At 67.8% G+C, this 19,920-nt stretch carries 12 protein-coding genes; 9 read left to right on the top strand and 3 right to left on the bottom strand.

Going from position 1 to position 19,920, the window contains the following annotated elements:
* Positions 1-249 precede the first annotated feature (249 nt).
* The 6 genes from gspJ to ACTIEW_RS09655 all read left to right on the top strand — a co-directional run bounded on the left by gspJ (position 250) and on the right by ACTIEW_RS09655 (position 11,095).
* The gene (gene gspJ / locus ACTIEW_RS09630; RefSeq protein ID WP_439477695.1) at positions 250-861 is read left to right on the top strand and encodes a type II secretion system minor pseudopilin GspJ; all 612 of its coding nucleotides are present in this window, start codon (positions 250-252) and stop codon (positions 859-861) included.
* A complete protein-coding gene (gene gspK / locus ACTIEW_RS09635; RefSeq protein ID WP_439477696.1) occupies positions 858-1,844 on the top strand; it encodes a type II secretion system minor pseudopilin GspK in 987 nt (328 codons plus the stop codon). Before gspJ ends, gspK begins: the two co-directional genes overlap by 4 nt.
* Positions 1,845-1,958: 114 nt before the next feature.
* Positions 1,959-3,356, top strand: coding sequence for a multiheme c-type cytochrome (locus tag ACTIEW_RS09640; protein ID WP_439477697.1), 1,398 nt, complete (start codon positions 1,959-1,961; stop codon positions 3,354-3,356).
* Entirely contained in the window at positions 3,353-5,329 is a 1,977-nt protein-coding gene (locus ACTIEW_RS09645; RefSeq protein WP_439477698.1) for a heme-binding protein, read from the top strand. Before ACTIEW_RS09640 ends, ACTIEW_RS09645 begins: the two co-directional genes overlap by 4 nt.
* Positions 5,326-7,161, top strand: coding sequence for a hypothetical protein (locus ACTIEW_RS09650; RefSeq protein WP_439477699.1), 1,836 nt, complete (start codon positions 5,326-5,328; stop codon positions 7,159-7,161). Before ACTIEW_RS09645 ends, ACTIEW_RS09650 begins: the two co-directional genes overlap by 4 nt.
* 7 nt (positions 7,162-7,168) lie before the next feature.
* The gene (locus ACTIEW_RS09655; protein WP_439477700.1) at positions 7,169-11,095 is read left to right on the top strand and encodes a hypothetical protein; all 3,927 of its coding nucleotides are present in this window, start codon (positions 7,169-7,171) and stop codon (positions 11,093-11,095) included.
* Between the two features lie 9 nt (positions 11,096-11,104).
* Here the strand turns inward: ACTIEW_RS09655 and ACTIEW_RS09660 are convergent, their stop codons facing one another.
* Together ACTIEW_RS09660 and ACTIEW_RS09665 are read right to left on the bottom strand one after the other, a co-directional pair.
* Positions 11,105-11,974, bottom strand: coding sequence for a phosphodiesterase (locus tag ACTIEW_RS09660; RefSeq protein WP_439477701.1), 870 nt, complete (start codon positions 11,972-11,974; stop codon positions 11,105-11,107).
* 33 nt (positions 11,975-12,007) lie between these two features.
* Positions 12,008-14,293, bottom strand: a complete 2,286-nt coding sequence (locus ACTIEW_RS09665; protein ID WP_439477702.1) for a CHASE2 domain-containing protein — start codon at positions 14,291-14,293, stop codon at positions 12,008-12,010.
* Between the two features lie 178 nt (positions 14,294-14,471).
* Here ACTIEW_RS09665 and ACTIEW_RS09670 point away from each other — a divergent pair, with 178 nt between their 5' ends.
* Genes ACTIEW_RS09670 through gdhA form a run of 3 tightly spaced genes read left to right on the top strand, consistent with a single transcriptional unit; the run spans position 14,472 to position 18,072 of the window.
* Positions 14,472-15,755: a tetratricopeptide repeat protein gene (locus ACTIEW_RS09670; RefSeq protein ID WP_439477703.1), complete on the top strand. Its 1,284-nt coding sequence runs from the start codon at positions 14,472-14,474 to the stop codon at positions 15,753-15,755.
* Between the two features lie 11 nt (positions 15,756-15,766).
* Positions 15,767-16,693: a FecR family protein gene (locus ACTIEW_RS09675; protein ID WP_439477704.1), complete on the top strand. Its 927-nt coding sequence runs from the start codon at positions 15,767-15,769 to the stop codon at positions 16,691-16,693.
* A gap of 20 nt (positions 16,694-16,713) precedes the next feature.
* Entirely contained in the window at positions 16,714-18,072 is a 1,359-nt protein-coding gene (gene gdhA / locus ACTIEW_RS09680) for an NADP-specific glutamate dehydrogenase (RefSeq protein WP_439477705.1), read from the top strand.
* On the opposite strand, the gene ACTIEW_RS09685 is transcribed toward gdhA, so the two are convergent.
* On the bottom strand, positions 18,057-19,913 hold the full coding sequence (locus ACTIEW_RS09685; RefSeq protein ID WP_439477706.1) for an FHA domain-containing protein: 1,857 nt from the start codon (positions 19,911-19,913) through the stop codon (positions 18,057-18,059). The two genes, gdhA and ACTIEW_RS09685, sit on opposite strands and share 16 nt — an antisense overlap.
* Positions 19,914-19,920: the final 7 nt, after the last annotated feature.

The raw sequence follows: 19,920 nt of genomic DNA on the forward strand, positions 1-19,920 counted from the left end.
TCTGCGTACCCGGCTGACTACGACTGTCGACGTACAGGTGTCCGTTCAAAAGACATTTCAGTGACTTGAACATAGGCCGTCCCGCGCACAGCGTGCGATCTCCGTAAAGAGCGAACGATGTTACATATCTTGCTGCGCTGCAAGATGGAACCGGCTGACCGCGTGAACTCCTGTCGGCCAGGCTCCGGGTCCGGGATTGTGCATGCACCTGCGCCGGGGTGTAATCCTCTTTACGGAAGAAGGGGGGCGATGAGAATCATGTTCACCCCGACCGCCGTCCGGTCCGGCTTCACCCTGGTCGAGGCGCTGGTCGCGCTGATGCTGTTCGGCCTGATCGCTGCGGCGGGCGCGGCCGTGCTGTCCGTCTCGATCGACAACCGGTTCGCCGTCCGCTCGGCCACGGACCGCACCGCCGGATTGCAACGGACGCGCAGCCTGCTGAAGGCCGACCTCGGCCAGGCGACGGGCCGTCGTACGCGCGACCGCAACGGTGAGCCGCATCCCCTGGCGCTGGCGGGCGCAACGGCCCGGGGCGACCCTGTCCTGGTCGTCACCCGCGCCGGCTGGAGCAATGCCGGCGGCGCGGACAGGTCGTCGTTGCAACGGGTGGAGTACAGGCTGGTCGGGGACCGGCTGGAGCGCCGTGTGTCGCCCTTTCTGGACGGATCGCGTCCGGGGCCGCCCCAGCAGTTGTTGGCCGGCGTGACGGACCTGACCGTGACCTTCCTGCAGGACGGCCGCGAGACCCCGGCGCCGACCCTTGGGGCGACGGGAAGGCCACCTGACGCCGTGCGTCTGGACCTGACGGTGGAGGGATACGGCCGGCTGACCCAGCTGTTCCTGATCGGAGGCGGGCGATGAGGGTCAGGCGCCTGCGAGATCGTGAAGGCATGGCCCTGCTGGCCGTATTGCTGCTCGTGGCGGTCATGGCTGTGGTGGCGGTGGCCGTGCTGGACGATGTCCGGTTTTCGGTGCGGCGGACCACCAACGCCGAAACCGGCGCCCAGGCCCAGTGGTACGCTGACGGCGCCGAGACCCTGGCGAGACGAAGGATTGAGCGTTTGGGGGCGCTTGACCCGGACCGGACGCCGCTGACGCCGGAATGGAACGGACGCGCCTTCGCCCTGCCCATCGACGGCGGGACGCTGACAGCCGTGGTGCGCGACGGCCAGGCCTGTTTCAACCTGAACAGCGTCGTCTCCTGGACCGGAGACCGGCTGGCGGCCCGGCCGGCCGGCGAGGCGCAACTGATGGCCCTGGGGCGAGCCGTCGGCATCGACGAGGGGCAGATGAGGACGATCACCGACAGTCTGATCGACTGGATCGATACCGACACGACGTCCCGACCTCTCGGTGCCGAGGACAGCACCTACGCCGCTCTGGCCGAGCCTTATCGAACGGGCGGCGTGCCTCTGGCCGAGGTCTCGGAACTGCGGACCGTGCGCGGGGTGGATGGAGAAGCCTATAAGCGGCTGCGGCCCCATCTGTGCGCCCTGCCGACCGACCGCTCGCCGATCAACGTCAACACCCTGACGCCCGGGGATGCGCCCATTCTGGTCATGCTGACGGACGGGTCGCTCAGCCTGCCCGCCGCCCGGGCCGTCATCGCCGCCCGTCCGGCCGGAGGGTGGCCTGATCCGGCCGGCTTCTGGAGCCAGCCGGCGCTGAACGGGCTGCAGGTCGAGCCGGAAACGCGCGACCAGGTTACGGTCCGGACGGACTATTTCGCCGTCCGCATCCACGTCGATCACGGTGGAGTCCGCGTCGTACGCACCGCCCTGATTGCATCGCGCCCGGGCGGCGAGGCACGGACGGTGATCCGGCGCTGGACGCTCGAGGACTAGGTCGGAGACCTCGCTGCTGGCTCAGGGGGAGTTGGCTGACAGCCCGTCAGGATTGGTGCTAACGTCGTTCCGTCGAACCTTCGCAAGCGGGCCGACGGGGGAAGCGGGGACCTATTGAGCACGACGACGATCAGCGTGGGTCGTATCCGCCCGATTGCGGTCTGGGCGAGCGCGGCCCTGTTCCTGGCGCTCTGCGTCGGGATCGGCGCCGTCCTGCCCTCGAGGGCTTCCGCCACCCAGTTGTCCTCTCCCGGCGTCCACGAGGGCGTGGCGTCCTGCGCCGGATCGACCTGCCATGGCCGTCAGGCCCCGGACGGGGCGGTGGTGCGCCAGAATGAACTGGTCAGCTGGCAGGACCCCGCGGGTCCCGGGGGATCGCACAGCCGGGCCTGGCGCACCCTGACCTATGCGCGAGCCCAGGCCATCACGCGGCGGCTGGGTCTGGGACCGGCCCAGAACGCGCCGGCCTGTCTGGGCTGCCATGTCGAACCCGCGGCCGTGCGCGGCGGCCGGTTCCAGGTTTCCGACGGCGTCGGCTGCGAAGGCTGCCATGGACCCTCGGGCGGCTGGATCGCCAGTCATTACACAGTGGGCGTCAGCCACGCCGCCAATGTGGCGCGCGGCATGACCCCGCTGGAGGACCCGGTCGTCCGGGCCAACGTCTGCCTCGACTGCCACTGGGGCAGCGACAAGCCCAACCAGTTCGTGACCCATGAGATGATGACCGCCGGCCACCCGCGCCTGTCGTTCGAGCTGGAGCTGTTCACTGCCTTCCAGCAGCACCACGACGTCGACGCCGACTATGTGCAGCGCAAGGCGACCATGGATTCCGCCCGGCTGTGGGCCATCGGCCAGGCCGTGGCCCTGCAGCGCATCCTGACCGTCTATGGCGATACGGGGCGGGCCGGGAACGGCGTCTTCCCCGAGTTCTATTTCTTCGACTGTCACAGCTGCCACCGGCCGATTTCGGACGAGCCGAATGCGCCCCTGCTGGTCGAGGCCAATCCGGGGCGGCCGATCCCCGCGGGCATGCCGCCGTTCAACGACGAGAACATGATCATGCTGGCAGCCGCGGCCCGGACCGCGCCCGCCTCGCTGGCCCAGCGGTTCCAGACCGACTCGCGCGCCTTCCATCAGGCCCTGGGTTCGGACCGCGAAGGGGCAGTTGAGGCCGCCCGCCGACTGGCGGGAACAGCCGGCCAGCTGTCGGCGAGTTTCGCCTCCAGCCCGTTCAGCCGCGCCGACACCATCGCCATTCTCGAGGATGTGCTGGGGGAGGCGCTGGCTCCGCGCTACACCGACTATTCCGGCGGGGCGCAAGCGGTCATGGCGGTCGATACCCTGCTGAACGCCCTGGTTGCCCAGGGCCAGATCGAGGCGGGCGCCGTCGGGGCCATGCGGCCCGACATCGACCGCGCCTACGCCGCCGTGCGTGATCCCAACCGCTATCGGCCGCAGGAATTCCGGCGCGCCATGGGCGGCGTCGCGACCGCTGTGAGGCGCGCACGATGACCGTGCGGGCGAGGGGTCTGGTTCTGGCGGCGCTGGCGGGTCTGTTGTTGGCAGGGTGCGGCGGAGGCGGCGGATCGTCCAGCGGCGGGGGCGGCGGAGGAGGCGGCGGAGGAGGAGGCGGTGGGAGCGGCGGCGCCCTCTATGCTGTTCCCGCGGCCGAGGCGCTGTCCGTGGCCGATGTCGAAGGCGTGCTGGCCCGGGCCATAGCCGAGGCCCGCGCGCGTTCGCGACCCGCCGTGATCGCGGTGACCGACCGGGTGGGCAATGTGCTGGCGGTCTATTCCATGACCGGAGCGCCGGCGACGGTGACCCTGCGTCCGGGCGCGACGGTCGACGTCGATCTGCAGGGCGTGGTGGCGCCGGCGGCCGCGGGGGCGATCGCGAAGGCGGTCACCGGGGCCTACCTCTCGTCCGGCGGCAACGCCTTTTCCAGCCGCACGGCCAGTATGATCGTGCAGCAGCATTTCCCGCCTGCGCCCTCGACCGTGGGCCTTGAGAGCGGGCCGCTGTTCGGGGTGCAGTTCAGCCAGCTGCCCTGTTCCGACATTTCCAGCCGGTTCACCGGAGGCGGCGGGCCGTCGGCCCTGATCGGACCCAAGCGCTCGCCCCTCGGTCTGGCGGCCGATCCCGGCGGCTTTCCGCTGTACAAGAACGGGGTGCTTGTCGGCGGCGTCGGCGTGATCGCTGAGGGTGATTATGGTTTTGATATCAACGTTCTGGATGTCGATGCTGACATCGAAGAACATATCGCCCTTGCAGCCGGGTCGGGCCTGGCGCCGGCTGTGGACATCGTCGCAGACCGGGTCGCGGTTGACGGAGCGACCCTGCGCTACAGCGACGCCACCGCCGCCACGCTGATGAGCACGCCGGCCGCGGCGCCGGCGTTCGGGACCCTGCCGGTAGGGACCGGCGCCTTCACCGCGGTTCCCGGTTACTACGCCGGACCGGGCGTCATCGCGGGCCAAGCCTACGGGACCGAGGCCTCGGGCATTCGCAAGGCGACGGCCGGGGAGTTCACCAATGTCGACGCCTTCGTCCTGACCGACGGTTCGGGCGGCCCCCGCTACCCGGTTCAGGCCGGCACGGATGCAGGCTCGGTCGGCGCGCCGCTGACCGCCGCCGAGACGCGCGCCGTTCTGGAAGAGGCCTTCACCGTCATGAGCCGGGCGCGAGCCCAGATCCGCCGCCCGCTCGACAGCCGCGCCCAGGTGTCGATCGCGGTGGTCGACAGCCATGGCGTGACCCTGGGGCTTGTCCGGTCCCCCGACGCTCCGCTGTTCGGCATTGACGTGGCCGTGCAGAAGGCCCGGACCGCCAGCCTCCTGTCGAATTCCGCCGCCGCCGCTGACCTGTCCGGCGACCCGTCCGCGGATGTGAACGCCTTTGTGGGCCAGACCCGGACCTTCCTGTCCATGCCGACGGCCCTGACGGGGCAGGCGGCGTTCAGCGTGCGCTCCATAGGCAACCTGTCACGGCCTTATTTCCCCGACGGGGAGGTCGGACCGACCAGTGGTCCGCTGTCGCGACCGATCGCCATGTGGAGCCCCTTCTCGACCGGATTGCAGACCGCTCTGGTCCTGACCAACCTCGGCCAGCACGTCGGCTTCGTCAGTGGGCTGGGCCCTGACACCGCGACGCGTTGCACGTCCCTGCCGGACGCAACGCCGGGCCGGAACCGGCTGCAGAACGGCCTCCAGATCTTCCCGGGCGGGGTGCCGATCTATCGCGGTACGCAACTGATCGGCGCCATCGGCGTGTCGGGCGACGGCATCGACCAGGACGACATGATCTCCTTCCTGGGTCTCCAGAACGCCGGCATCCGCGTCGGCGGCATCGGTCACGCGCCCGCCGCCATCCGGTCGGACCAGATCGTCGTCACACATCCCGGCGGCTCGACGCGGCTGCGCTATGTCAGCTGTCCGTTCGCGCCCTTCCTGGATACCTCGCAACAGAATGTGTGCAGTGCGCCGTGATGAAGGTGGCATGGCCCGCCCTGATCGTTGCGAGCCTGGGGTGCCTTTCGGCATCCGAAGCCGCCGCGCAAGGTCTGCCGCTGGTCATCCAGCCCGCTGTGCCGCAGCCGTCCCGGGAAGCTGCTCCACCGCAGGCGGTTGACCCGGACGCGCCCATCCGCCGCCGTCCCGGGCGGGTCGAGACCTATCCCGAGGCCGTCATCCAGGCCAATCCCGGCGCCGTGCGCGCGCCGCCGCCCGAGGCCTTTCCGACGGATCACCTGCCGCTCCCCGATCGCTGGCGGTTGATCGAGGCCGTCGGCGTCAACGAGCGCTGGTTCGACCCCTATAACCAGAACACCATCAAGGGCGACCGGCCGTTGCCAGGCCATGAGAACCTGTTCGTGGTGGTCGCGGGCGTGTCGGACACGGTGGTCGAGCCGCGATCCCTGCCACTGCCGGTCGGGGTTCAGACGACGCAGGACCCGAACAGTCTGGACGTCTTCGGCCGCTCCAACAGCCTGATCCTGTCGCAGACCTTCGTGGCGTCGGTGTCGCTGATCGAGGGATCGACGGCGTTCAAGCCGCCCGATTTCGAGGCCCGCCTGACGCTGGCCTTCAACTACAGCGATGTCAGCGTGCCGGAGCGCCGCATTCTGTCGGTGCGGCCGTCCAAGGGCCCCGACCGCCAGGATTCCTTCCTCGGCGTGCAGGAAGCCTTCTTCGACTACCATCTGCGCAACGTCTCGGAGCGCTACGATTTCGATTCCGTCCGGGTCGGCATCCAGCCATTCACCTCGGACTTCCGGGGCTTCCTGTTCCAGGACAATCAGCTGGGCGTGCGGCTGTTCGGGAACCGCGACAACAACCGGTACCAGTACAATCTGGGTCTCTTCCTGCGGCTGGAGAAGGACACCAACTCGGGGCTGAACGATATCACCCAGTCCATCCGCGACGACCAGATCTTCGTCGCCAACCTGTATCGTCAGGATCTGCCGGTCCCGGGCATGACCTCGCAATGGACGGTGATCTACAACCGCAACCGCGAGCGGGACGACATCCATATCGACGACAACGGCTTCCCGGCCCGGCCGGCGCTGCTCGGCGACCTGCGGGGCAGGGACTATGACGTGGCCTATCTGGGCTACAACGCCGACGGTCGCATCGGACGGATCAATCTGACCGCCTCGGCCTATGCGGCGCTGGGCGAGGACCGGAACAGCATGTTCACGGGCCAGCCGGCCGACATCCGGGCGTGGTTCCTGGCGGTCGAGCCGTCGATCGACTTCGACTGGATGCGGTTCCGCGCCTCGGGCCTGTACGCCTCTGGCGATCCGGACCCCTATGACGACGTCGAGGAGGGGTTCGACTCCATCTTCGAGAACCCGCAGTTCGCGGGGGCCGACACAAGCTACTGGATTCGCCAGTCGATACCCTTCGCCGGCGGGGGCCGGGCGATTGGCGTCAACGGCCGCAACGCCGTGCTGAACTCGCTGCGCTCTTCCAAGGAGGAGGGGCAGTCCAATTTCAACAACCCCGGCACCATTCTGGTCGGGTTCGGGACCGATCTGGACCTGACGCCACAGCTGCGGGTCAGCGCCAACGCCAACCATCTGTGGTTCGCCGACACGGCGGTGGTTCAGGCCTTGCGTCAGGAAGGCTCGATTCCGAAGGAGCTGGGCTTTGACGTGTCGGTTTCGGCCATCTGGCGACCGCTGATGACGCAGAACGTCGTCCTGCGCGCCTCGGCGGCGGTGTTCGAACCCGGCGATGGCTTCGGCGACCTGTTTCAGGCGACGAATCGGGACGATCGCTTCTATTCCGTTCTATTGAACGCTGTTCTTACTTTCTGAGGGGCGAATGGGGATCCGGGGGCGCAAACGACTGGTGATCGGGGCGCTGTCCGCCCTGATGATCGTTGTCGCCGGATCCCCGGCCGCCGTGGTCGCCGACGACGACGAGGCCCCGGTCGCGCGCGTCTATGTCGCCACCCCGCCCGCGCCGCTCAACCAGACCCCCGAACAGGCCGCCGCCAAGAGCGTCGGCTGCGTCAGTTGCCACAGCCCCGTGGACGCGGCGAGCATGCACGCCTCACCCGCCGTAGTGCTCGGCTGCGTCGACTGCCACGGCGGCGACGCTTCGGCTATGGCTCCGACTGGATCTGGCAGGGAGACACCTGAATACAGCGCTGTACGCGATAGAGCTCACGTTCTGCCTCGGTATCCTGGCAGCTGGCATTTCCCTGGTTCGGCCAATCCGGAGCGGACCTACACCCTGCTGAACCGCGAAGCGCCTGAGTTCATTCGTTTCGTGAATCCCGGCGATTACCGAGTTGCTCGTCAGTCCTGCGGCAACTGTCACATGGAACTGATTGAAAGAGCCGAGCGATCCCTGATGGCGACCGGCGCCATGTTCTTCGGCGGCGCCTCGTACAACAACGGCATTCTGCCCTACAAGAACTACATCATCGGCGAGGCTTACACGCCCGAGGGCGAGGCGGCGCGGCTGCTTTCGCCTGGCAATCCGCCCGGAACGGTGACCCTGGACGAGCAGCGGCGGGGCGCCCTGCCGGTGCTTTATCCGATCCCGACCTGGCAGGTGACGCCGCCCGGCGACATCTTCCGGGTGTTCGAGCGCGGCGGGCGCAATATCGCCACCCAGTTCCCCGAAATCGGCCTGCCCAGCCCGACCGGCCAGATTCAGCGCCTGGAAGAGCCGGGCCGTCCGGACTTCCGCCAGTCGTCGCGCGGGCCGGGCACCGGCCTGCGCATCGCCGTGCCGGTGCTGAACATCCACAAGACGCGCCTGAACGACCCCTATACCTGGTTCATGGGCACCAACGACCAGCCGGGCGACTATCGCTCCTCGGGCTGCACCTCGTGCCACGTCGTCTACGCCAACGACCGTGAGCCGCGGCACAGCCTGGGCTATTCGCAGTTCGGGCGCGACGGCCAGACGGCCACCGCCGATCCGACCATTCCCCGTGAGGAATCGGGTCACCCGATCCGCCACGCCTTCACCCGAGCCATCCCGACGTCCCAGTGCATGAACTGCCACATGCACCAGCCGAACATGTTCCTGAACAGCTACCTCGGCTACACCATGTGGGACTATGAGGCCGACGCGCCGACCATGTGGCCCGAGCGCCAGCGCTATCCGACCGCCGAGGAAATCCGCGAGGTTCTGGACCGCAACCCCGAGGGCGCCGCGCCGCGCGGCAACTGGGCCGATCTCGACTTCCTGCGCGCGGTCAACGACCTGAACCCGACGCTGCGCGACACCCAGTTCGCGGACTACCACGGTCATGGCTGGAATTTCCGCGGCGTGTTCAAGCGCGACCGCGAGGGCAATCTGCTCGACGCCGAGGGCGGCATCGTCTCGCCCGATGATCCCGAGCGCTGGCGCCGCGAAGGGGAGGGGCAGTTCGTCCCGCCGGGGACTAATCCCGGCCGCACTGTTCACATGATGGATATCCACGCCGAGAAGGGCCTGCAGTGCGCCGACTGCCATTTCTCGCAGGACAGCCACGGCTCGGGCCTGATCATGGGCGAGGTGGCGGCGGCGGTGGAGATCGGCTGCAAGGATTGCCACGGTACTTCGCGCACTCTGCCGACGCTGCGCACCTCAGGCCCCGCGGCCCCGCCCGAAGGCACCGACCTGACCCTGCTCCGCAATTCCGACGGCCAGCGCCGCTTCGAATGGATCGAGCGCGACAATCGCCGGGTGCTGATCCAGCGCTCCATCGTCGATCCGACGCTGGAGTGGGAGGTCGATCTGGTGCGCGACGCCGTCGACCGCTCCAGTCCCGAGTTCAATCCGGCGGCGGCGCGGGCCAAGCTTATGTCGGTGTCGCGACCCGGACAGGCCAGCTTCTCGTGGGGCCCCGGAGTCGCGACGACGGACCTGGCCCACGATGACGAGGAGATGGCCTGCTACAGCTGCCACACCTCGTGGACGCCGTCCTGCGGCGGCTGCCACCTGCCGGTCGAGGCCAACTGGCAAGCCGAGAGCCATCGCGCCGAGGGCGGCACAACCCGCAACTACGCCACCTACAATCCGCAGGTCGCGCGCGACGACATGTTCCAGCTGGGCCGCCATCAGACCACGCGCGGCGGGGTGATCGCCCCGGCCCGGTCATCGTCGGCCCTGATCCTGTCCTCGACCAACATCAACCGCGAGCGGATCTATGTGCAGCAGCCGCCGATCTCGGCGGTCGGCTTCTCCAGCCAGGCCTTCGCCCCGCATTTCCCGCACACGGTCCGCACGACCGAGACCAAGACCTGTAGCGACTGTCACGTCTCGGAGGCCGAGGACAACAACGCCATCATGGCCCAGCTGCTGATGCTGGGGACCAACTCCGTCAACTTCGTCGGCATGCATGCCTGGGTCGGGCTGGCGACCGGCATCGAGGCGGTGCGGGTGACCGAATGGGACGAGCCCCAGGCGGTGTTCGGCTCCTATCTGCAGCGCTACGCCTATCCCGACTTCTTCGCCCGGCACGTCGAACGCAACGGGCGCGAACTGATCAACTGGACCCGCGGCGAGGCCTTCGATCTGGAAGCCGGTGGCAGCGGCGACACGCGTTCGGTCGAGGAGATCGCCAACACGCTTCAGCGGACGGGCGGGCAGGCCCGCTGTCTGCAGCTGCGCGGGGAATATATGTTCGTGGCCGAGGGCCGGGGCGGGTTCCGCGTCTATGACGTGGCCGCGATCGGCAACAAGGGCGTCTCGGACCGCATCCTGACCGCGCCGTTCTCGCCGCTGGGTCATGACACCCATGTCGCGTCCAGCAATGCGACCTGCATGGCCCTGCCGACCAATCAGCCCATCGCCCCGACGCGCAACACGGTCGAGATGCGGACCGCCAACCAGGAACAGGCCTTCCACCCGATCTACAGCTACGCCGTCGTCACCGATGCGCGCGAGGGGCTGATCCTGGTCAATGTCGACACCCTGGCCGACGGCGATCCGCGCAACAACAACCTGCGCCGCGCCGCCACCTGGAACCCCGGCGGGGTGCTGGACGGCGCGCGGCATGTAACCCTCGCCGGCCATATCGCCTATATCGCCGCCCGCGCGGGTCTGGTGGTGGTCGATCTGGATGACCCGCTGCGACCCCGCCATGTCACCACGGTCCGGCTGGACGACGTCAGGGCCTCGGCGCTGCAGTTCCGCTATCTATTCGTCACGGACGCCCAGGGAATGCGGGTGCTGGATGTGACGAAGCTGGACGCGCCGCAGGCGATCGAGGGGGCCGTGGTGCCCCTCGGGGACGCCCGCCGCCTCTATGTGGCGCGGACCTATGCCTATGTCGCGGCCAAGGGCGAGGGGATGGTCATCATTGATGTGATGAACCCGCGCCGTCCGCGTCTCCACCAGCGGGTGACGCTGGACGGACAACTGAACGACGCCGAGGACGTGGTCGTGGCCTCCACCAACGCCTCCCTGTTCGCCTATGTCGCCGACGGGCGGAACGGGTTGAAGGTGCTGCAGCTGACCAGTCCCGACAGCCAGCGGAATTTCTACGGCTTCTCGCCGGAGCCGCGCCCCGAGCTGATCGCCTGGGCGCGGACGCCGTCGCCGGCCCTGGCTCTGTCCAAGGGTCTGGATCGCGATCGGGCAGTGGATGAGACGGGATCACAGATCGCGGTGTTCGGCCGTCTGGGCTCGCGGCCGTTCAACAGGCGCGAGATGGAGCGGCTGTTCCTCGACTATCGCGGCGAGGTGTACCGGGTCAGCGACCGGCCATCGCTGGACGGCTGGCTGGCGGCCGCCGGCCCGCAGTAACCGGCCAAATCAGTGATGGTGCGGCCCGGCTGTCCCGGCGCGTTCCTGCGCGAGATGCTTTATGAAGGCCTGCATCTTGTGGGTGTAGCGGGCGAGGATCTTGTATCGGTCGACGGCGGTGAAATGGCTGACCAGGCGGCGGCCGTTCCAGCGATGAATGCCGAACGACGGTGGGGCCTCGACGATCATCGGCCGCTTGTCCGGACGATCCAGATTCATCGGCTTGAGGTCCAGCACCACCTGAGGCGCAGTGGAGGGGCAGACCGTCAGGGTCGTGCCGGCCCATGAGGTGACGATGGTGCGGTGGACGTGGCCGCACAGGGCTCCGACGACCTGACCGTGACGCGACACGACGTCGGTGAGCCGCTGGACCCAGGGCTCGGCCGGGCCGATGGTCATCCACTCGATGCCGGTGTCGATGGGCGGGTGATGCAGGACCAGCAGGGTTGGGCGGTGCGGGGCCTCGGCCAGGCGGGCCTCCAGCCAGGCCGCCCGCTTCTCGCAGAAGCCGCCGCCGTGGCGGCCTTCCTCAAGCGTATCCAGCACCACGATCCGCAACGGATGGTCATCGACCACATACTGGATGAAGCCGTCCTCCTGCGCCGTATCGGGGAAGACCTGACTGAAACCAGCCCGCGAATCGTGGTTGCCCATGCACATCAGGATTGGCAGGGAAAGCTGCTGAATTTCCTGACGAAACCACTCATAGGAGGCGACGTCGCCCTTGTCGGCGATATCGCCAGACACGATCACCAGATCGGGCTTGGGCTCGACCTTCATCACCGCTTCGAGCGTGCGGCGAAAGCGCTTCTTGTTCATCTCGAAGCGGCTTTTCTGATCGAAGCCGATATGGATGTCGGTGATCTGAACGATCAACATGACGCTGTTCCCCCGTTCAAAGTCACGTCATCCCTATTTCTCGAGCGCCTGGCTGATCCCATCCCAGTCGTCCGGCGGCGGCGCTTCGCGATAGTCTGCAATCCGTCTGGAGTAGATGGCCAGCACGCTCTCCAGTCCCGCGATTGTGTCCGGGCCCCGCAAGTGCGCCAGTTCCGCCTCCGCGCCCGCCCAGTCGCGGGAACGATAGGCCGCGAGCATGGCGGCCATCCGTGTCTGCGAAGCAATGAAGGCCGAAGTCGTAGCCATCTCCGGCGGCCCTGCAAGGGAGAAGACCCGCTCCGGCGCGTCTCGGCCGACGACCCGGATGATATCCAGTTCGACGAGGGCGAAGCTGGCGAGCTGAGCGGCGAGGTCCTCCCCCACCAGGATCGAGACACCATAGTATTTGGTCAGGCTCTCCAGCCGGGAGGCCAGGTTCACCGTGTCGCCGATCAGCGAATAGCTGAGGCGCTGACGCGACCCCATGTTTCCGACGCAGCACGGACCGGTATTGAGGCCGATGCCGATGGCCACCTGACCCGGCCAGGCCGGATCGCGGTCACTGTCTGCATTCAGACGTTTGAGCGTCTCGAGCATTTCCAGAGCCGCATATGCGGCGTTCTGTTCGTGGTCGGGATCGTCCAGCGGCGCGTTCCAGAATGCCAGCACGGCATCGCCGATGTATTTGTCGATGGTCGCCTTGCGGGCCAGGAGCACGTCCGTCATCGGCGTCAGTAGATTGATCAGAAACCCGATCAGCTCCTGCGGACCGAAGCGTTCCGAGATGCGCGAGAAGCCCCGTACGTCGCTGAACAGGACCGTCATCTGGCGAACTTCGCCACCGAGCTCCAGCTGGCCGGGATCGCGGGCGATCCGGTCGACCAGTTCGGGGGACAGATAACGGTCGAAAGCGTTGTGGATGTGACTCCGCGCCCGTTCCTCACGGTAGAAGGAGACGGCGGTGATGGCGATATAGACGGAGACAACGCCCAGCGCCGGGAAGATGGGTTCCAGCAGCAGGCCGCTGTTCCTGAAGGCGAACCAGGATCCTGCCAGCACGCCGCCGAGCGCGAGCATGGCGAGCACGCCGCCGCGCAAGGCCCCCAACGCCGGCGCGGAAAGCGCGATCAGCAGGCAGAGCACCACCATCAGTGTGCGCTCTACGCCAACCGCCCAGTCGGGCCGGGTGAGGAAACGTCCAAGGATCATCTGCTCGGCGGCCTGGGCGTGGATGACGACACCCAGCTCGACCGCGTTGATCGGGGTGCTGCGGAGGTCCCGAAGGCCTTGTGCGCCTGTGCCGATGAAGACGATCTGGCCCTGGAACAACCGCTGCATTTCCCCTTCCGACAGGTCGCCCTGAAGGATGCGCCAGGCGGGCACGATGCGTTCGGGGTGCGGCGCGGTGTAGTACATCGACAGTTCGCCGATCCCGGTGGTCGGGATCTGGAGTTCTCCGGTCTTGACCGCGACGACCTCTGGCAGCCCCCGTCTGCCACTTTCGCCGCTGCCGTCCGTGCTGCGGACCAGAATGGCGCCGGCGCCCTGCGCGACCCTGAGCGCTTCTAGCGAGAGCGAAGGAACGATGCGGCCGTCGAGGTTTGCGATCAGCGGCACGGACCGGATGATGTGGTCACGGCCGGCCTCAAGGCTGACAGAGCCGGCTCCGGACGCGCGATCGCCGATCATCGGCAGGCTGACAATAGCCCCATTGTATTCCGTAAAGACGCCCAGTGGCGAACTCCCCGAAACGGCGACGCCGGCGTGCTCCTTCGGGCGTACGTTGTTGGCTTCCCCCGTCAGAAAATAGCCGGTGACGGTAGGCCCACGCTCCATGGCCTGGCCCAGCAGTTCGTCATGGTCGGTCAAGGCGGCGATTTCGGAATAGTCGCCGCGCGCCTCCGGATTCTGCCGCAATATCTCGACGGCGCGGGCCGGTGAAGTCCGGTCCGGCTCCGAGAAAACAATATCAAAGGCGATCGCCGCCGCACCGGCGTTCGTGAGCGCGTCGGTCAGGCGAGCAGCGTCCGTGCGCGGCCACGGCCATTGGCCGAGGCGTCGGATGCTTTCGTCATCGATATCGACGACCCGCACGCCAGCGTCCTCATAGGGGCGTGGATAAGCTCGTTGGTAGGTGTCGAAAACCAGATCGCTGATACCGGCGACGAACGGAGGCTGGAGCAGTTGCAGGATCAGCAGGAGCAGGGCCGTAATCAGACCGGGTCCGGCCTTCGCGACATATCGCGTAAGCGAAAGGCTGGAGCGCGCCAGGCGCGACCCGATTACCCTCAGTCGCTCGGTTTCAGGCTCCGCCCCCATGCGTCCGCCTCACTCGAAAAAAGCACTGGTCGATTAGATCATGCGCTCCCCGCGGAACGATGTTAGCCTGATCGTTCCGCTGTTCGGGGATAGACTATCCCGGACAATCTGCAAGCGGTTGGGGGATTACATGAAGCGTCCAGCGTACCGTTCCGCCTCGATTTTTCGGGCCGGCTTGTTGATTTCCGCTGTTGTGGGGCTGTCCGCCGTCACAGTTGAAGGCGTGGCGGCCCAGGACTTTGACGCCGTACTGGCGGCTCCGGACGACACGGACCTCAATCTCGATTTCGCGCGGCGCGCAGCGGACGCGGGGGACCTGAACGGGGCGGCCGGCGCTCTGGAGCGCGTACTGATCGCCGACCCGAACCGCCACAGCGCCCGGTTGATGTACGCCGTCATCCTGTATCGGCTTGACGACCTTCAGGGCGCGCGCGACCAGCTCGACCTGCTTGAGCCGGCGACGCTGACCCCGTTGCAGCGCGCTGAGGCGACGCGATATCGCGCGCGGATAGAACGCAGCCGGTCGTCCACCCGGTTCAGCGGCAGCCTTTCGGCCGCCCTGACCTATGAGGATGACGCCGCCGGCGCCCTGACGACCCAGTTTGATTCCATTTTCGCCCCGCCGGTCAGTGAAGCGGGCGGGGCTGCCGTGTTCACCGCGCGCTTCAACGTCGCGCAGGACCTCGACGGTGCCTATGCCGCGTTCGCCTCGATCGGTGGCTATGACCGCTCGACCCTTGACGACATTGACGGCGATGTGCGGCGCGGCGACGTGGAAGCCGGCCTGTCGTATGTCAGACGGCTGAATTCTTGGAAAGTCAGCGCGGTGGCGAGGGTACTTGATCTTCTTGATGACCCCTACATGCGGGAAGTCGGGGTGAAGGCCCAGGCCCGCTGGCGGACCAGCAACGCAACGACCCTCTCCGTGTCGGGTGAAGCGGTGAGCCAGACCTTCGACGAGCCCGGCGTGGACGCCCTGGCCCTGATCATCGGTGGCGACCGCGACGGCTGGCGCTATGACTTTAACGTCGGCATGACCCACCGCCTGGATGCGCGCAGCAGCGTGGGGGTCTCGGCTGGCTGGCAGGACAAACAGGCCGACTACGAGCCCTTCGGATATTCGGGGCCGGGTGTTCAGGCGCGCTACGACACGACCACCCGTCGCGGACAGTATCTGGCGATTTCCGGCGGAATACAGTGGCTCGACTATGACGCGCCTGATCCGGTCTTCATCGGGTTCGGCGCGCCGGCGCGCGAGGACGTCCGCAGCTGGGCGCGCGTGGCGGTCGGAGCGCCGATCAGCGCCTTCACGGCGGCCGGCGCGACCGGCGACTGGCGGCAGGACGTGGGTATCGAGGGCGCGCTGACCTACGGCGCCCGGGACTCCCTCGCGCCTCTGGCGGACTACGACAGCTGGGGCGCGGAACTGCGCCTGACGTGGCGTTTCGGCGCGGCCAACTAGGAGAGATGGACATGACCCAGGTTCGAACCCTTGTCGCCGTCGCCGCCATGGTCTGCGCCGTGTCGGCCGCCACTGTCATCCAGGCCCAGGAGGCCGTGGGCGTCAACGCCGCTATCCGCAACAGCGTCCGTACCCAGCCGGCCGGAGAAAGCGCGCTTCGGCCCGCCGCGTTGAGAGGGCAGGTCCGCACGGGCGATGTCTTCGTCAGCGGCGCGCAGAGCCAGTTGCAGATCCTGCTTCGGGATCAGTCAATCTTCACGGTCGGTTCGAATGCGCGGGTGACCATTGATCGCTTCGTGATCGATACCGACCGCAGCGCCGGCGGCGCGTCGGCCTCGGTGGCGCGCGGCGCATTCCGCTTCGTGTCCGGCCGCGGCGGCGCCCGGTCCAGCGCCGTTCGCACGCCCGTGTCCTCGATCGGCGTGCGCGGCACGGTGGTGGAGGCGGTCGTCGGCCCCGACGCCCTGTTTGTGCTGGAAGGTCACCCCGGTCTGCCGCCCTACAGCGGCTCACCCGATGACGCGACCCTGATCGTCCTGCGCGGTCCCGGTCCGCGCAGCGCGGGCTTCGATACGCCCGGCGCGATCGACGTGACCAGCGGCGGCTCCACCTTCACTCTTGAACGCCCCGGCCTGGCGATGTTCGCCTGGGCGGGCGGTACGTTTGGACCGTTCGAACTGTCGGACGAGGCGTCGGCCAGACTGGGCGCACTGCTCAGGGCGTCGCCGACGTCGAATACGGATTCAAGCCCCGGGGACGTCCTGTCGGCGGGGCTCGATTCCGGCGATTCGGCCTTCTTCGGCGAACGGGGTCCCGCGGGACCCGACACGATCGAGCCGACTGTCGGGTGCGAGTCGAGAGGACCGGTGCAAAGCCCCAACAGTCCCGGCGACTCGAGCAGCAGTTGCAGCTCCGGGTCTTCGCACCCCGATTCCTGACCAGATAGAAAGAAGGGGCGATGGCAGTCTCGGATCACGTCGATCTGCCCCGGTTCATCGAGGGGGTCAAAAAGCGCAATCCCGGTCAGGACGAATTCGTTCAGGCGGTTCAGGAGGTCGCTGAGGACATCTTCGACTTCATCAAGGACAAGGAAGAGTACCACCATTATCAAATCCTGCGCCGGATTGCGGAGCCGGACCGGGTGATCAGCTTCCGGGTCTGCTGGGAGGACGACAAGGGCAATATCCGCGTCCAGCGCGGCTGGCGGGTTCAGAACAACAACGCCATCGGACCCTACAAGGGCGGCATCCGTTTCCATCCGAACGTGACCGAGAGCGTGCTGAAGTTCCTCGCGTTCGAGCAGACGTTCAAGAACAGCCTGACCGGTCTGCCGATGGGCGGCGGCAAGGGCGGCTCCAACTTCAATCCCAAGGGCAAGTCGGATCACGAGGTGATGCGGTTCTGCCAGTCGTTCATGACCGAGCTCTACCGCCATGTCGGCGCCGACATCGACGTCCCGGCCGGCGACATCGGCGTCGGCGGGCGTGAGATCGGCTATATGTTCGGCCAGTACAAGCGCATCACCAACCAGTTCACCGGCGTGCTGACCGGCAAGGGCCTGTCCTATGGCGGCAGCCTGATCCGCACCGAGGCGACCGGCTATGGCGCGGTCTATTTCCTCAAGGAAATGCTCGGACACATCGGCCAGGAAGTGGCGGGCAAGACCGCCGTGATTTCGGGCTCGGGCAATGTCGCGACCCATGCCGCCGAAAAGATCGTGCAGCTGGGCGGCAAGGTCCTGACCCTGTCGGACTCGCACGGCTTCATCCACGATCCCGACGGCATCGACCAGGCCAAGATCGACTGGGTCAAGGCGCACAAGACAAAGCGGCGCGGCCGGATCTCGGACTATGTCATGGAGTTCCGCAGCGCGACCTATCACGAGGGTCAACGGCCGTGGGCGGTGCCGTGCAACGTGGTTCTGCCCTGCGCGACCCAGAACGAATTGAATGGGGCGGACGCCCGGACGCTGGTGGCCAATGGCTGTATGGCGGTGTCGGAGGGCGCCAATATGCCGACCGATCTGGAGGGCGTGCACGTCTTCAAGGCCGCCGGCATCCTGTATGCGCCGGGCAAGGCCGCCAATGCGGGCGGCGTGGCCGTGTCCGGCCTGGAGATGAGCCAGAACTCCGGCCGCATCGCCTGGAAGGAAGCCGAGCTGCAGCAGCACCTCGTCGACATCATGCGCGGCATTCACCAGCGCTGTGTCGAATGCGGCGGCGTGGCCGGGACCCCGCGCATCGACTATGTGCGCGGCGCCAATATCGCGGGCTTCAAGAAGGTCGCCGAGGCGATGCTGGCCTACGGCGTGGTCTGAACCGCTGCTGCGAGCCGGGGCCGGGCGCTGAAGTTCGGCCGCGGCGGGCGCGGTGCGGGATGCGACGGCGCGTGGAAGCTGTGGCAGGTCTCGCAGTCCGCCGGCGCCGGCGTCGGCGAGCGGGCCGTGGTCTGGCCGTGGCATTCCACGCACTCACTGACAGACGGCAGCAGCAGATCGGTCGCTGAACCCGACGTCGCCGCGGCGTGGCACTGTACGCAGGATGGCTGGCCGAGTCGGTCGAGGCGGTGCTCGCGGACGCTGTGATCAAACGCCCCACGGCTGAGGAAGTCGCCGGGCAGACGCACCGGCGTGAACCGGATGGTCGGCGTCCGGAAGATGGTGTGGCAGTCGAAACAGGCTCCGCGCGGGCCGAAGGCGCCGCTGACGGTGGTCACCGCGCTGGCGCCTGCCGGCGAGCCGCCCATGCCGGGTCCGCCTTCCCCGGCCTCGCCCGGTCGACGTCGCCAGGTTCCGCCGCCGGCCACTGGCCTGCGACCCTGCCAAGCCAGCAGGGCCGCGACCACCTGACCGGGTTCGCCGTGCGGCAGTCGGCGCACCCCGCTCGGTGTCGCGAAGGCCAGGGAGTGGCAGCTGGCGCAGTCGCGCTCCATCTGGACGGGTCCAAAGCCCTTTTGGTCCACGTCGGGGCGGTGGCAGCTGGCGCAGGTAAGGGCCGCGCCATAGCCGCGCCCGCCCAGGGTCTGGGCCATCCGCGCGGGTCCGCCCCCGGGCGACAGGTGCAGATCGTGCGGGAAGGTCAGGCCGGACGCCTCGCGCGGGCGGTTGTTCAGCGACACCCGCGTCAGACCGTCCGGGCCGGGCAGGGTGGGTCGGAAATTCGGATGGCTGGCCCAGGACGGCGCGTCGGCCAGGTCTGTGTCCTTCAGCCGGTGCGTCAGGCCCGTGTGGCACTGGATGCAGGTCTGGGTCGGGGTCAGGGTAGGGATCGGTTCGGGCGGACGGCCGGCGACCGGATTGGCGATATGTTCGACGTGGCAGCTGGCGCAGCGCTGTTCGGGGAGATTGAAGGCGCGCCGGAACCAGGCCGTGGCCTGTCCGGTGAACCCGGCCGGCGGCGGCGTTCCCCAGAGGATCCGGCCGCGCGGGGCGTGGTCCCTGACGAAGGAGAGGGTATCCGGCGAGCCTGCGCGCCGGGCGGACGTCGCTGCGGCGGCCATGACGGCGGGAGTCTGTTCGGCGTCGTGGCAGGCCTTGCAGGACGCGTCGGTCACCGCGACGAACGCCTCCTGGTGACAGGCCTGGCAGTCGTCCTCGAGGAAGGCGTGAGCGGAGGACAATGGGCCGGTTGACCACTGCTGGTCCGGGTCGATCCTGGCTTTGAGGTGGCCGTGAAACGCGGCCAGCGGCCACAGCAGACAGAGGGCGACGATGCCCAGGCCCAGCGTCCAGGCGATGCGCCGACGGCCGAAGATGCGGGCCTTGGGGATGACGCCGCCGGCGGGAACCCCCGATGACGATTCTCCCTCGGCCGGTTCCGCGGCGGCGAGATTGATCAGGATGCGGTCGCCGTCGCCGTGCGACAGCGTCAGGATGTGATCGCCGAACGTCAGGCGGGGCGCGCGGCCGACGTCGATGTCCGCCTGGGTGACGAACCGGCCGTCGACACCGAACGGCTCGCGCCCGGCCGAGATGACGCTCACCCGTCCGGGACCGGTCGCCGTCAGAGTGGCGTGATGCAGGCTGACTGCCAGATCGGCCAGGCGGATTTCGCAGTCCGCGCCGCGTCCGATGCGCGCGGTATCGGTCGGCAGGATCTTTTCCCGAACGATCTCGGCCCCGCTGACGCGGCGTGTGACCTGGCGAAGAACAAGGGTCATCGGGCCA

The organism is Brevundimonas sp. (assembly GCF_051860745.1).
Taxonomy (GTDB): Bacteria; Pseudomonadota; Alphaproteobacteria; order Caulobacterales; family Caulobacteraceae; genus Brevundimonas.